At 39.9% G+C, this 15668-nt stretch carries 11 protein-coding genes; 8 read left to right on the plus strand and 3 right to left on the minus strand.

The window, feature by feature from the left end; all coding sequences use genetic code 11:
• The first annotated feature begins 130 nt into the window (after positions 1–130).
• The 3 genes from PIECOFPK_RS05350 to PIECOFPK_RS05360 all read left to right on the plus strand — a co-directional run bounded on the left by PIECOFPK_RS05350 (position 131) and on the right by PIECOFPK_RS05360 (position 3445).
• Positions 131–2569: a TonB-dependent receptor domain-containing protein gene (locus PIECOFPK_RS05350; RefSeq protein WP_409966682.1), complete on the plus strand. Its 2439-nt coding sequence runs from the start codon at positions 131–133 to the stop codon at positions 2567–2569.
• 94 nt (positions 2570–2663) lie between these two features.
• Positions 2664–3155: a hypothetical protein gene (locus tag PIECOFPK_RS05355; protein WP_330973384.1), complete on the plus strand. Its 492-nt coding sequence runs from the start codon at positions 2664–2666 to the stop codon at positions 3153–3155.
• A gap of 86 nt (positions 3156–3241) precedes the next feature.
• A complete protein-coding gene (locus tag PIECOFPK_RS05360; protein ID WP_330973385.1) occupies positions 3242–3445 on the plus strand; it encodes a hypothetical protein in 204 nt (67 codons plus the stop codon).
• Positions 3446–3556: 111 nt separating this feature from the next.
• Here PIECOFPK_RS05360 and PIECOFPK_RS05365 read toward each other — a convergent pair whose 3' ends face one another.
• Both PIECOFPK_RS05365 and PIECOFPK_RS05370 read right to left on the minus strand, forming a co-directional pair.
• Positions 3557–3901: a hypothetical protein gene (locus tag PIECOFPK_RS05365; protein ID WP_330973386.1), complete on the minus strand. Its 345-nt coding sequence runs from the start codon at positions 3899–3901 to the stop codon at positions 3557–3559.
• An 18-nt stretch (positions 3902–3919) separates the two neighbouring features.
• Positions 3920–4870 (minus strand): class I SAM-dependent methyltransferase, encoded by a 951-nt coding sequence (locus PIECOFPK_RS05370; RefSeq protein ID WP_409966683.1) that lies wholly within the window; start codon positions 4868–4870, stop codon positions 3920–3922.
• A gap of 114 nt (positions 4871–4984) precedes the next feature.
• Between PIECOFPK_RS05370 and PIECOFPK_RS05375 the strand changes: the two genes are divergently transcribed.
• From PIECOFPK_RS05375 to PIECOFPK_RS05385, 3 genes are all read left to right on the plus strand, one after another.
• Positions 4985–6337, plus strand: a complete 1353-nt coding sequence (locus PIECOFPK_RS05375) for an exonuclease domain-containing protein (protein ID WP_409966812.1) — start codon at positions 4985–4987, stop codon at positions 6335–6337.
• 76 nt (positions 6338–6413) lie between these two features.
• A complete protein-coding gene (locus tag PIECOFPK_RS05380; protein WP_409966684.1) occupies positions 6414–7088 on the plus strand; it encodes an SGNH/GDSL hydrolase family protein in 675 nt (224 codons plus the stop codon).
• A 4-nt stretch (positions 7089–7092) separates the two neighbouring features.
• The gene (locus PIECOFPK_RS05385) at positions 7093–7845 is read left to right on the plus strand and encodes a sulfite exporter TauE/SafE family protein (protein WP_330973389.1); all 753 of its coding nucleotides are present in this window, start codon (positions 7093–7095) and stop codon (positions 7843–7845) included.
• A 52-nt stretch (positions 7846–7897) separates the two neighbouring features.
• On the opposite strand, the gene tyrS is transcribed toward PIECOFPK_RS05385, so the two are convergent.
• The gene (tyrS, locus tag PIECOFPK_RS05390) at positions 7898–9175 is read right to left on the minus strand and encodes a tyrosine--tRNA ligase (RefSeq protein WP_330973390.1); all 1278 of its coding nucleotides are present in this window, start codon (positions 9173–9175) and stop codon (positions 7898–7900) included.
• Positions 9176–9433: 258 nt separating this feature from the next.
• On the opposite strand from tyrS, the gene PIECOFPK_RS05395 reads away from it, so the two are divergent.
• Both PIECOFPK_RS05395 and PIECOFPK_RS05400 read left to right on the plus strand, forming a co-directional pair.
• Positions 9434–10573 (plus strand): PorV/PorQ family protein, encoded by a 1140-nt coding sequence (locus PIECOFPK_RS05395; RefSeq protein WP_330973391.1) that lies wholly within the window; start codon positions 9434–9436, stop codon positions 10571–10573.
• 15 nt (positions 10574–10588) lie between these two features.
• Entirely contained in the window at positions 10589–15664 is a 5076-nt protein-coding gene (locus PIECOFPK_RS05400; protein ID WP_409966685.1) for a C25 family cysteine peptidase, read from the plus strand.
• Positions 15665–15668 lie beyond the last annotated feature (4 nt).

Consider the following 15668-nt stretch of genomic DNA (forward strand, 5'->3'; position numbering starts at 1 on the left):
TCGATAGCGCTCAGAGATAGTTTTGTTTAAAAATAAAGCTGTACAACACAATTGTTTCACAGGGATTTACTCCCGTTTTCCGATAATGAGCAATGGGTTGTACCTCTGAGAAAATCTAAAAAGGACATCGATGAAACAGTTAATTGCGCTTCTTACTACTTATGTTTTTTGTACAACAGTAAATGCTCAAGTGATTTCAGGAACCATTACTGATACTGAACTTAAGCCTTTATCTAAAGCCTCAGTATCTTTATTGAAAGCGGAAGACTCTTCTCTAGTCAAATTAAGCGTAGCCGACGATAAAGGAAGCTATCGCTTTGAAGATATTCGTCCGGGCAATTATTTATTGCAGGTAACAAGTATAGGTTATATACCTACATATTCAGATAGATTTAGTTTGCAGCATACGACAGTGAAAGATCTCATCATGGAGAAAATCAACACACAACTTGCCGGCGTAGTTGTTACAGCCAAAAAACCTCCTGTAGAAGTAAAAGCCGGAAAGACGGTGGTAAACGTAGATGCTTCTCCTACCAATGCCGGCTTAAACGTATTAGAGATCTTAGAGAAATCGCCTGGAGTTTCTGTGGATGCCGATGGGAATATCAGTTTAAAGGGAAAAGGCGGAGTATTGGTATTGATTGACGGTAAACCTACTTATCTGAGCGGCACACAGCTAGCATCCCTGCTGAAAAGTATTCAATCTAGTAATCTGAATCAAATAGAAATTATGACCACGCCTCCTGCAAAATACGACGCGGAGGGAAATACAGGCATTATCAATATTAAAACCAAGAAAGGCTCCATTAAAGGAGTGAATGGAAATGTAGATCTCAATTACGCTCAAGGCTTGTATCCAAAATATAATGGAGGCGCTAATATCAATTATAGGAATAATAAATGGAATCTCTTCGGAAGCTATAACGGAGGAACCTGGGAAGGGCTTAGTACATTGGATTTGTACAGAAGATTTTATAGTGATAACATTCAGAACGGGGCTTCTGCACAGTTTACATACAGGCATAACAAAAGTTATTGGCACAATGCAAAAGTAGGTGCTGATTACTATTTCAGCGATAAGGATGTAGTAGGAGTGGTGGTTACCGGTAGCGACAGCAAATGGAGAAGCCAGCAAAATACTACATCTCATCTAAAGGATGCAAGCGATATTACTACCACCACCTTTATTTCTGATGCTTACAATGCAGTATCCTTCTCCAATATCAATACCAACGTCAACTATAAACACACTTTTGATTCTTCGGGTAGAGAAATCACTGTGGATTTGGATTATGGATATTATAAGAATAATGGTGATAACCTGCTAACAACCGAAATTTATAATCCTGATAATACTAAAATCGGTAATACTATCTTGCTTGATGGCGATTTCCCCTCCTTTATAAAAATCCGTAGTGGTAAAATTGATTATTTACATCCTTTTACAAAAGATCTAAAGTTAGAAGCAGGTATTAAAAGTAGTTATGTGAATACTGACAACGAGGTTATTTATCGCCGCGATACTAGCACCGGTTGGTGGCCCGATGTATCCCGTTCTAATCATTTCATCTATAAGGAAAATATAAATGCTGCTTACGGTATTTTGTCCGCTACAGTGAAGAAATGGGAGCTCACTGCAGGTTTACGTCTTGAAAATACCATAGCTAGAGGTACGCAGATAAAAAATGACTCCAGCTTTAAAAGAAATTATACCAATCTGTTTCCCAATGTGGGGGTAACTTATGCGGTAAACGATAAAAATCAGCTGAGCCTTGCATACAGTAGAAGAATTAGAAGGCCTAATTATGAAGACCTGAATCCTTTTGTTTTCTTTCTAGATTCCCTTACTTACGGCCAAGGTAACCCTTATCTGCAGCCACAGTTTTCGAATAATGTGGAGCTGAGCCATACATTTAACCGCTTTTTAACCACTACTATTAATTACACACTCACCAATAATATCATTACCGAAATTCTGCAACAGGATAATGAAAAGAAGACTGCATTTCAGGTGAAAGACAACATCAGTAAAATGCGTCAGTGGGGCATTACTATTACTGCCAATAAGCAAGTGAAAAAATGGTGGATGGCTAATGTCTATGCCAATCTTTATAACAATAAATATAATGGTATTTACAACAATGGTTCTGTAAATATTCCTGTGGAGGTAAATGTTACCGGTTTTATGGGTAATATGAGCAACACCTTTACGTTTGCTAAAACTTGGATGGCAGAGCTGAGCGGTTGGTATGCGTATCGCTTATCGGAAGGATTGCTTATCGGTACTTCTATGGGTAGCCTAAACATGGCCGTGGCGAAACAGATATTGAATAAAAAAGGTACTATTAAGGTCGGCGTAAGAGATATATTCAGAACGAGCAATTTTAATGGATTTACCCGTTATGCCGATGTAAACATCGATATCAGAAATAGCCGTAAAATGGATAACCCGGTATTTAACGTATCCTTTGTATATAAGTTTGGTAAAAATGGAATTTCTCAGGCACGGCGTCGTACAGGTAGTGCCGGAGAAGAGCAAAACCGCATAAAATCAGGAGCTGGAGAATAACGGCTGCAACCATCGGGAGGAGTAAGGTCTTAGTTTTGTTGGTTTTGTAAAAGTTGCCGACTAATGTTGGCAACTTTTTTGCTTTAGTATAAATATGAAATGGCTGGTTTTATTTTTTACTGTAGCAGTAGTACTGGTGTATGGTTGTCATACTAGTCGGAACTCTAAAGGGGAGCAGCCAGAGCAGGCTGCAAGTGCAGTAGATACGTTGGATATCGCGGATAGCACCGAAGTTATAGACACTAGTGTTGCTATATTACCCATTGAGGAAATAATTAGTGAGACGGTTGCGGCGAATAATCTACCCGCACATATACATAAGACGATTAAAAGTAACTCACAATCAGTTCGTATTCATTTAATTGATGTGCAACCTGGACTCTTGAAAATTAATGTACGGCATCGTAATGAGTATGGAAACATACGGGTAAATCAAATCGTAATGCCGGACGGGAGTGCGGATGGCCCCTTTGGACAGGAGGTGGAATTTAATGCTACCCAGAAGGGCAATTATGTTATTGTAGTGGGTAAAAGTAATATGGCATCAGGAAGCCCGATGGGGGATGTGTATATCACTATACAATAAACAGCTTCATTTACTAGCCTTTACAGTTCTATCCTTGAATTATCTGTTTAAGGAATTAAATTATTATTTCACTAAAAATAGTTCCTATGGAGAACCACAATAACGATAAAAAGAAAAAAGACGATAAGGATATTACGCCTATCAAGCCCGATCCTGAAACGCTGGATACTACCGATCCTCAGAATGCGATGAAAGGTCCTGTTTCTACCTTGGGGCGTAGAGGAGGCAAAATCATGGAAAGTAATATCAGTAAGGAAGAGGCCGATAAAAAGCACAGAGATAATCTCTAACTGAATTAGAGACATTACAACGGGGATAGCACCTTCTCTGTCCTATATCAGTGAGTATACTCACTGGTAAGACTGCTTATATTTGATTTAAATTAAAGAAGGGAGCGCTTATTAGAAGTCGTTTTCATCAAAGTACAGTAATACGTGATCTTTGATGAAGTTTTCTTGGTCAACTGGGTTCATATTGGCCATAGGTTTGAGTTGACGGTAATGGGGCCAGCCGTCTTTATCTACTTTTTCTAATTCATAGTAACCGCTGGGGGCTAACACACGGCATACAGCAATATGCATGAGATCCTGTTTCTGTTCTTTGGTGAATCGGCGTTTAATGACGCCCAGTTCTTGTATACCGATAAGAAACAGAATAGTTTCTAGGTCCGGTTTTTTACCAAAACGTTCGGTCAGTTTCGCTTCCAGTTGCCACCATCTTACCTGCAGATCATCCTTTTCAAACATGGTGCAAAGGTAACAGTTTTACTTTGTGATGAGGAAACAACAGCGCTTTAGCTTTCCTTCAAAGTCAAAAGGCGTTGTTTGTCGGGTAATATCTTTTATAGTAGCCGCTTGAATGTTAGCGGTGTCCAATACAAATTTGGTGTAATTATTACTGAAATACAAAAGTCCATTTGGGGTGAGCGCTTTGAGACAATCATTCACCAGTTGTACATGATCCCGCTGTATATCTAGAATCGTATCGGTTTTTTTACTGTTACTAAATGTGGGAGGGTCCAGTACAATAATATCGTAGGAGGCCGGCTTTAAGTTTTTAATGTATTGCACGGCATCGGCAACTACAAAAGCGTATTTATCGCCTTCATTAAAATGGTTGAGTTGCATATTTCTTCGGGCCCAGTGGGTATAGGTATTGGAAAGATCTACTGTAGTTACTTGCGTAGCCCCTCCGGCTGCTGCATACACCGAAAAGGAGCCTGTATAGGCAAAAAGATTAAGTACACGTTTGCCGTGAGCCTGTTCCATTACCATTTTCCGTGTAATGCGATGGTCTAAAAACAACCCAGTATCTAAGTAATCACTAAGGTTGATAATAAATTGCAGGTTATTTTCCCTAACGACAAATTCATTTTTGGTATTGCCTGTTTTTTGATATTGTCCTTCGCGGCCGGGCTTACGCTGCCGAAGTTTTATAAATATGCTTTCGAGCGGTATGCCTATTATTTCAGACATGACTTTCATGCTTTCCTTTACCCAAAGCTGATGTTGTTCTTCCGTAAGATTATGCCTTCTTTTATATTCAGAAGCGTATAATCGATCTTCATACTTTTCAATAATGAAGGGGAATTCAGGTAAATCATGATCATAAATCCTGAAGCAGGAAACATTTTGCTTTCTTGCGATCTTTTGTAAATGCTTGAAAACCTTTGTTAACCGGTTTCTAAACATTTCAAATTTATTCACATCGCTCATCAAGTGTATTTTTTTGCGAATTTAGCAGTTGCCGGCTAGTTATTGGCAGCAAATGCTCTTTTTTGAACATTCTTCATTGCTGAATTTTAAAATTTCCAAACCATTCAATACGCCATTACCGATATTGAAACTACGGGCGGTTATGCCGCTGCCAACGGAATTACCGAGATATGTATTATTGTGTTTGATGGAGAAAAGGTGATAGACCGGTATGAAACACTCATCAATCCTGTGCATCGTATTCCCTCGTATATTCAGGCCATGACCGGCATTACCGACGAAATGGTAGCAGATGCTCCTTTGTTTGAAGAGGTGGCGGAGGATATTTATGAGATTTTAAAAGACCGAATATTCGTTGCGCACAATGTAAATTTTGATTACTCCTTTATCAGGAGTCAACTCAGATATTGTGGTTATGAATATGATGCGCAAAAATTATGTACTGTTAGATTGAGCCGCAAAATAATTCCCGGCTTGCGGTCGTATAGTTTGGGTAACCTGTGTCACAGTCTTGGTATTAGACATGTCAATCATCACCGTGCGGGAGGCGATGCCGAGGCCACTACAGCACTATTTCATCTTTTATTACAACGTGATACGGAAGGACATATTCTCAAAAGTCTGAAGCGGAACTCGAAGGAGCAAGTTTTGCCGCCACATGTGCCCAAGAGCGATTTCGAGCGCCTGCCTACTACACCGGGGGTATATTATTTTCATGATGAAAAAGGTAAGGTAGTCTATGTAGGTAAGGCTAAAAATATTCGCCATCGCGTGAGTAGTCACTTTAGTAACAACTCTACTGGTAGACAGAAGCAAAATTTTATGCGCTATGTACATCGTATTAGTTTTGAAGAATGCGGTACAGAGTTGATGGCTGCCATCAAAGAATCGTCCGAGATTAAACGTTTGTGGCCCAGATTTAATGCTTCTCAGAAAAAACGGGAAGACGTGTTTGGTATTGTATGTTATGCCGATCAGAACGGCTATCTGCGTTTAGCTGTAGACAAGGTAAATGGTCGAACGGAAGTCATTAGTTCCTACCATCACTACGAAAATGCCAGTGCGGCGTTAAGACAGCTGGTGCAAGACTTTCATCTTTGTCCACGTCTTTGTTTTATAAAAGAACAGTTGTATGACGAACAGGCACACGCAGCGTATTGCAAAGGCGCCTGTGAAAAACTAGAGCCTGTGGAATCTTATAATGAGCGTGTTACACAGGCATTGGAAAAGTTAAAAGCGCAGCCTTCTTTTGCCATCATAGATAAAGGTATTACCGATGAGCAGCGGTCCTGCATTTTAGTATGGCAAGGCAAGTTTTATGGCATGGGATTTATTGCTTCTGATCTTGCAATTGAAACTCCCGAACAGTTCAAAGAGCTGGTGACGCCTTACAGAGAAAACAAGGTGATTACACATATGCTTTTTTCATATGCTAAACGATATCCCTCCAAAGTGAAGTTTTTCTAATTTTTGAAGCTATTTCGTAATCTTTTCTTTAAACTTGTGACGCTTTTTTACTTCTAATTTTTTTATTAAATGTAATATGAAAAAGATACAATACTTGCTGCTGATGGCAGTCCTAGCATTGTTTGCCTTTCAGCCAGCTAAGAGAAAAAAAGTTATCTTCTTTGGCGATTCTATAACCCAGCAAGGAGCCCAACCCGGCGGTTATATTCCTAAAATCGACAGTTTGAGCAAACTAGAAGGACGTCAGGATGAGTTTGAGTGGGTAGGTAAGGGAATAGGCGGCAATCGCGTATATGATTTATTCTTCCGCTTTCAGGAAGATGTATTGGATCAGAAGCCTGATATTGTAGTGGTATACATCGGTATAAACGATGTATGGCATAAAACCACTAGTGGTACAGGTACTGAGTTTAAAAAATTTGGAGCATTTTATGATAAGATGATTACCAAAATGAAGCAGGCAGGTATTCAGCCGGTAATCTGTACCCCATCCGTGATAGGCGAGTATAATGATGATACCAATTTGCAGGATGGCGATCTCAACTACTATTCTAAATGGATTCGTCAATATGCAGCAGCCAATAATATTCCGCTGGTAGATTTGCGCAAAGCTTTTATGGAATATTTGGACAAGCACAATCCTAAAAACGAAGAAAAAGGTATTTTGACTACCGACAGAGTGCATCTGAACAATCAGGGTAATTTGTTGGTGGCTCAAGAAATGTGGGCGGTTCTCAAAAAATTGAAATAAACATTTGCAACTACTGATACATAGCTATCCTTTAGCACACTGGATACTGCTGCTATTGGCTGCTTTTTTTATCGGATTGTCCAAAGCTGGACTGAAAGGGGTAGACATGCTAAATGTTACCCTTATGGCTATTGTTTTAGGCGGAAAGGCCTCCACAGGTGTGGTATTGCCCTTGCTATGTCTGGCCGATATCATGGCCGTAAAATATTATCATCGTCATGCACAGTGGCATCATTTCTGGAAATTGATTCCATGGATGGCTGTAGGAATATTAATAGGGGTGTATGTGGGTGGAGACATGAACGAGCAGCTATTTAAAAAAGTAATGGCTATTATTATTGTAGTAACCATTTTTCTTATGTTGTATCTCGAAATGCGCAATAAGACGGTGATGCCTTCCAATAAAGGGTTTGTGATAAGTATGGGGCTTATATCGGGATTTACCACTATGATTGGTAATTTGGCCGGAGCATTTGCTAATATTTATTTTTTGGCTATGCGTATGCCCAAGGAGCGGTTTATTGGAACTGCAGCATGGGTCTTCCTAGTAATCAATTTATTTAAGCTGCCATTTCAGGTGATTTTCTGGAAAAATATCACTTTAGCGTCCTTGCAAATCGATCTGCTTTTATTGCCGGCTCTAATAGGGGGTTTTGTCTTAGGTGTAAAATTGGTAAAGCAGATTAAAGATGATAGCTATCGAAAGTTAGTGATAGCGCTTACATTTATCGGAGCGTTGTTTATATTTCTAAAATAAAAAAGCATGTGAATGCATCACATGCTTTTGCTATATTGTTACTAAGGCTTTACTAAACGGCTTCTACTAAAAAGTAATTCTTCTTACCTTTTTGCAGAAGGAGATATTTATCGTGTAGAAGTCTTACGCTGTCTACAACGAATTGCACATCGTCGATCTTTCTTCGGTTGAGTTGTATGCCACCTCCCTGTATCAGCTTACGAGCTTCACTTTTACTGGAAGTGATTTTTGTTTCTGCAAGTAATGAAACAATATCTATGCCAGCATTAACTTTTTCTCTCTCGATCGTTGATTTTACGATACCTTCCATACCTTCCAAATCTTCAATAGTCATTTCCTCGGCGGGCTTGGTTTGGTTGGCAAAGAGTTTCTCAGTAGTTGCCAATGCCTTTTCATATTCCTCTTTCCCGTGTACAAAGGTGGTGATTTCTTTTGCCAGCGCTTTCTGCAGTACTCTTTTGGAAGGATCTGCATGATGCTGGCCAATGAGATCGTTGATGGTGGATTCGTCCAGGAAGGTGAAGATCTTAATCCAATTTTCTGCGTCCGTATCGCTGGCGTTTAGCCAAAACTGATAGAACTGGTAAGGTGATGTTCTTTCGGGATCCAACCATACATTGCCTTGTTCGGTTTTACCAAACTTGGTACCATCTGCTTTTTTAATCAGCGGGCAGGTAAATGCAAAAGCTTCTCCATGAATCTTGCGGCGGATGAATTCTGTACCGGTGGTAATATTGCCCCATTGGTCGCTTCCTCCCATCTGCAGTTTGCAGTTATGTTCCTTATAAAGATGGTAAAAATCGTATCCCTGCATGAGCTGGTAAGCAAATTCAGTATAGCTGATACCTGCATCTCCTTCAAAGCGTTTTTTCACGCTGTCTTTTGCCATCATATAATTTACGGTGATGTGCTTGCCCGCATCCCGCAAAAACTCTATGAATGAAATATTTTTAAACCAGTCGTAGTTATTCACCATGACGGCAGCATTGGGGTTTGCCGGGTCAAAGTCCAGGTATTTTTCCAATTGCTTTTTAATACCTGCAATGTTTTCGGCTAGCTGGTTCTCGGTAAGCAGTACGCGCTCTTCACTTTTCCCCGAAGGGTCGCCTATCATACCAGTGGCCCCACCAATAAGCACAATGGGTTTATGACCAGCTCGCTGAAAGTGAACGAGTAATAAAATAGGAACCAGACTGCCGATGTGCAGACTAGTAGCGGTAGGGTCAAACCCGATGTACCCCACGGTAGGTTCTTTTCTCAACTGTTCCTCTGTACCGGGGATCATATCCTGCACCATTCCCCGCCACTTTAATTCTTTTATCAGATCCATAACCGCAAAAATAGACTTTTAATTTGTTGAACGATAAACGAAAAAAAAGTATAAAATGTTGATGATTTTATATTGTAGAAGTTTTTAATTTGATACTTTTGCTTTCAAGTATTATAAATAAAATTCGGCTCAATAATTGCTAGTTCGCAGAATAAATTAACTACATAATCTGAGATATTGTTATTTTGCACTAAAGAGTAATGGCTAAGAGAGAATTGGCTTATATAAATATAAATTTGTTGTAAGAATCTTCTACCTGTGACAACCAAATTATTATCACTAACCAGAACTATTAAACTTCTTTTGATATCGGGGCTGATATTAGCCATGCAGTCTGTAAATGCACAGTTCCGTAAGTACTCCAATGAATTTTTGAATATTGGAGCGGGAGCGCGTGGCTTATCTATGGGTAGTGCTCAGGCAGCCTCCATAACGGACGGTGCTGCCGGATATTGGAACCCTGCAGGTCTCGTGCATGTGCAGAATATGACCCAGGTAAACCTGATGCATTCCGAGTATTTTGCGGGCATTGGTAAATACGATTATGCGAGCGTTGCATTACCCACCAATAACGAAAAACGTGTACTAGGAATTACGGGGCTGCGGTTTGCGGTAGACGATATCGCCAATACTTTGTTTTTGGTAAATCCTGATGGTTCTCTAGATTATAACAATATTCAGACGTTTTCTTCGGCTGATTATGCCTTCTTGCTGTCTTATGCGCAGAACTTAAGAAGAACGGAAGGGCAGATGATTAATTTTGGTGCCAATGCCAAAATCATTCATCGCAGTGTAGGGAAATTTGCAAAAGCTTGGGGCTTTGGTTTAGATGCAGGATTACAGATTTTTAAGGACAAGTGGCGTTTTGGGATAGTAGCAAAGGATGTAACCAGTACTTTCAATACTTGGTCGTTTAATTTTACCGATAAGGAAAAGGAGGTGCTATATCTTACCCAGAATGATATTCCTGTACGTTCAACAGAGTTAACATCGCCACGGTTAACGGTGGGTGCTTCCCGTATCTTTAACATAGGGAAAACTTCCACACTGCTTGCAGAAACTGATTTTGATATCACTTTTGATGGGCAAAGAAATACAGTCATCAGTGGTGATCCGATAAGTATTGATCCAAAACTGGGGTTAGAGTATAGCTATAAGAATATCCTCTTTGTACGAGGCGGTATCAACAATTTTCAAAAGGGGTTAGCAGATGGCGATACACTCAATCAAAAAAAGGTGTGGATTTACCAGCCCAGTGTGGGAGTTGGGTTCCGCATTAAGTCGGTGGTTGTAGATTATGCGTATGCTAATCTCGCCAACCAGTCTAACCCATTATTCACACATGTCTTTTCTTTAAGAGTTGATATCAGAAGAAGAGATAAATCTGTTGTTTTTTAATAAACGGATACGTTAATGAAGAAACTGCTATTGATACTATCTATTTTTTATTGGGGGTATGCTGCAGCGCAACCATTCAATAATGAATGGATTGATTATTCCAAAACTTATTATAAGTTTAAAGTAGGTGCAACAGGCTTGTATCGTATTCCTCAGTCTGTGATTGCTGCTGCCAATCTGGGAAATGTGGATGTATCTCATTTTCAACTATGGAAAAACGGGCAGGAAGTGCCTATTTATACCTCCAATCAATCGGGACCATTGGCTACAGGTGGGTACATAGAGTTTTGGGGAGAAGTAAATGATGGTAAGGCCGATAAATCTTTATACCGTACACCCGAAGATCATATCAATGATAGTAAAAGTTTATTTACCGATACTGCTGCTTATTTTCTCACCGTAAATCCGACTGGCAATAATAAAAGATTTTTGCCTACACCAAACAGTATTCCATCGGGGGCAACTGCTGAACCGTATTTCATGCATACTGTGGGAATTTATCCCAATGAAACCATACATCTGGGACCTTATGGAGGAGATGTTGCCTCGGCTGCATATTCTTCATCGTATGAAGGAGGGGAGGGGTGGACTTCGAACGAAATTACCGAAACGAATAAAACAAGGAATTTTACGCTATCCAATATTTTCCCTTATAAAGGAACTGGTGCTCCGGATGCACAGATTAGAATGAATGTTGTGGGCAACAGTCCCAATAACCGTTTGGTACAGTTGAGGCTCAATAGCGCACAAGTATTTAATGCTACTTTAATTTCCTTTAACTATGCCAAACTTAGTACAAATATTCCTGTAGCTAATCTTACCGGTACTACGGAAACATTTTCGGTAACCAACGAAACTAACACCGCTAACAACAGAATTAAAGTAGCTTTTATAGAGCTTACATATCCTAGAATTTTTAATTTTGGAGGGGCTAGCAATTTTAAATTCAAACTCTCGTCCAGTTCTTCCGGAAAATACCTTGAGATTACAGGTTTTAGTTATTCCGGAACTCCGGTATTATACGATTTCACCAATGGAAGACGCTATGAAGCTAATGTAGCAACTCCTTCGGTAGTCAAAGTATATACGCAACCCAGCAGTATGGAAGCCGAGCTGGTATTGGTAAATACAGAGGCTTCTAATGTAAAAACGATTAATAGTTTAGAGGTACGTCGATTTACCAATTATCTTGCTTCGGAAAATCAAGGAGATTATTTAATCATCACTCATAAGGCTATTTTAAATGCTTCAAATGGCTCTCAGCCTGTGGAAGAGTATAGAGCTTATCGTAGCTCTCCCGCAGGAGGAAGTTATAATGCCAAAGTATACATGATTGATGAGCTGACAGACCAGTTTGCATATGGTATCAAAAATAGCCCCCTTGCAGTACGAAATTTTATACGGTTCGCAAGAAACAGCTTTTCTTCTCCTATCAAGAATGTTTTTATAGCAGGGAAGGGTGTAAAGTATATATCGGCACGTCTCAACGAATCATCTCCTCTCATGGCAAGGTTAAATCTTGTACCCACATTTGGAGAACCGGGATCGGATGTGCTGTTAGCAGCAGAAGGTAGTAGCTCCATACCACTTACTCCAATAGGACGTATACCGGTAATAAACGGAGATGAATTAGCAATATATCTTGAAAAGGTAAAACAGTATGAGCAGCAGCTTATACCTGTTCCTGAGGTGACTCCTAGTATATGGAAGAAGAATGTAATACACATGGTAGGAGCTAACGAGCAAGCACTGATTGATCAGTTATATGCTTATTTGAACCTTGATAAAAGAGTAATCGAGGATACATTATTTGGAGCAATAGTTTCGGATTTTGTGAAGAGTCAAGTTCCTGGTGCTGAACAAACAGCCACAGAGAGGCTACGTGCGCTAATGAATACGGGCCTAGGATTACTTACTTATTTTGGGCATTCTGCTGCAACAACTTTGGTATTTAATATTGAAGACCCCCAACAATATTCCAACCAAGGAAAATATCCAATATTCAATATGTTGGGATGTAATGTAGGGGATGTTTTCATTTGGGATGAAAGTAGATTAAGTGTTATTAATACCATTGCAGAAAAATTTCTTTTCGCAAGGGAAAGAGGAAGTATTGCCATCATGGCAGGTAGTGCGCTGGGCAGAGTAGGCCCCCTACAGTTATACAATAGGGAATTTTATAGAGAGCTTACGCGTAATAGCTATGGAAAGACGTTGGGCGAGCTAATGCAAAAGACGGTGACTAATTCTTATGCAGCTGTCGGAGGAGAATCTGATATCTTCACACGCGTACAGAATGAGGTTTTTAATCTTAACGGAGACCCCGCTATTCGCTTGTATCAGTTTGACAAGCCTGATTATGCCATAGAAGATGCAATGGTTACTGTAACTCCTGCTGTAGTGTCGGTTACTGATCCCAGCTTTACCATAAAAGCGAAGATTGCAAATTTGGGTAAAGCCATTAATACTCCTGTAATTGTCGAGCTAAAAAGGACTTATCCCGATTTAACCGTGCAGCTAATTAGGAGAGATACATTAAGTGGTATTCGTTATATGGATTCGTTGACATATAGAATTGATATAGATCCGCTAAGGGATAAAGGGGCGAATAAATTTACGATTACTGTGGATCCAGATAATACCATTGACGAACTTTTCGAGAGTAACAATATTTGTATTAAGGATATATTTATCTATGAAGATGATATAAAGCCTATCTATCCATATAATTATTCAATAGTTAATCAGCAGAACATCACTTTCAGTGCTTCTACAGGTAATCCGTTTGCGCAACAAAGAAGCTATATAATGGAAATTGATACTACAATGCTCTTTAATTCTTCTTTTAAAGTTTCGCAAACTAAAACTTCTGCTGGTGGCGTTGTAGCATTTAGTCCGGGCATTACTTTTAGGGATAGTACAGTTTATTACTGGCGCGTAGCTGCTGTGCCTAATGCTCCGTCGGATGAGCCGGTGTGGAACAGTGCCTCATTCATCTATCTTCCGGGAAATCATACCGGATTTAATCAGTCGCATTATTACCAGTTCCAGAATGCGAGCTATCAAAACATGACATTACATGAATCTAGAACATTCATCTATGATAGCCTCAGGTCCGAGATAATGATTAAAACTGTATCCGTTGAACCTGGGACCGCTATCCCTATTTCCGATATATCCCTGCAGATAGATGGCATTATTGTTCAGCAAGGGGCACTCGCTGATATGAACGGTGTTAATCCAAATGAAAGATCTATACGATTCTATCTGATTGATAACCGAAACATGAAACCAGTGGAGAACCGCGATTTAGGCACCAGTGGTTTGTACGGTAGTTATCGCCCACTTCCCCGTACCTCAACAGCTCTTCCGTATTTCTTTCAATTTGACCTATCAACGCTGGAAGCCCGTAAAAAAGTAATGGATTTCCTCGACTCTATTCCGGACGGATTCTATGTAGGTGTATCTAATAATTATCGTAGACCATCCATATTACCTATGGTTTGGCAGGGTGATACGGCTGTTTTAGGTTCTGGGGTTTCGTTGTACCACAAGTTTAAACAGCTTGGCTTTACCTATATTGATTCTGTAACCTCACCCATCCCATATATTTTTATTTATCAGAAAGGTAATCCCGTACCGCTGACGCAGGCTATAGGTGGTACTGGTGTCTTACAAGCTTCGGCTACAGTATCGGTTAATGGCGTGCAGGGATCGATGACCTCTCCCATCTTCTCCCAAGCTGCTTCCTGGAATAAACTGCTGTGGGATGGGTATAGTAAAGAAACTCCTACTTCGGATAAGGCCACTTTGTCGGTCATCGGTATAGATAAAAACGGAGGGGAGACGGTGTTGATGCAAAATATTCCGGTGGCTCAGAAAGAGGTAGACATCTCTTCTATTAACGCGAATACTTACCCCGGATTAAAAATTGCAATAAATACCGAGGATCCCGAGGACAGAACACCTTATCAGTTAAAATACTGGAGGCTTTATGCAACTCCTGTGGCCGAAGGTGCTGTAGCGCCCAATCTGTACTTCTCCGCTAAAGATACATTAGAGGCCGGAGAACCATTACAATTAGGGCTCGCATTCAAGAACATTAGTACAAGCCATTTTGATAGTATTGCTGTAAAACTTACTGTGAGAGATCAGAATAATATCGAACGTGTTATCCCTGTACCTAAAGTAAGGCCATTAGTGGCAGGCGATACGTTACAGGTAAATATTCCCATAGATACACGTTCCTTTGTAGGTAATAATTTAGTGTTCTTAGAACTGAATCCTGAAGGCAATGACCATCAACCCGAGCAATATCAGTTTAATAACTTCATAAATCACAGTTTCTTTGTACGTAGCGATACCATCAATCCTTATTTGGATGTTACATTTGATGGTATACATATACTTAACCGAGACATCGTATCGAGCAAACCCGATATATTGATGAAGCTTACTGATGATGCGAAGTACTTATTGTTGGATAATCCGGAGTTGATAAAAGTGCAATTGAAGTTCCCTAACGGGCTGCTTCGTGATTATCAGTTCGACAACGATACTCTTATCTTTACGCCTCCATCGCCCAATGATGCGAAGAACATGGCTATAATTAACTTTAAACCGCATCTGTTGGAAGATGGAGAGTATGAGTTAATTGTGAGTGCTAAGGACCAAAGTGGTAATTATGCAGGTGTTCTTAATTACAGAGTAGCATTTCAGGTGATCAATAAGCCCATGATCTCCAATTTGCTGAACTATCCTAATCCCTTTACGACTTCAACAGCCTTTGTCTTTACATTGACGGGCTCAGAGGTTCCGCAGAATATTCGTATTCAAATCCTGACGATTACAGGCAAGATTGTACGCGAGATTACCAAAGAGGAATTGGGGCCTTTACGCATCGGTAGAAATATCACCGAGTTTAAGTGGGATGGAACTGATCAGTATGGTCAGAAATTGGCAAACGGCGTGTATTTATATCGAGTGTTAACCAATCATCATGGTAAATCTTTGGACAAGTATAAAGCGAACGGAGATAATACCGATAAATACTTTAACAAAGGATATGGTAAGATGGTCCTGATTCGATAGCAAC

Source organism: Chitinophagaceae bacterium C216 (assembly GCA_028485475.2).
In the GTDB taxonomy this organism is placed as follows: Bacteria; Bacteroidota; Bacteroidia; order Chitinophagales; family Chitinophagaceae; genus Niabella; species Niabella composti.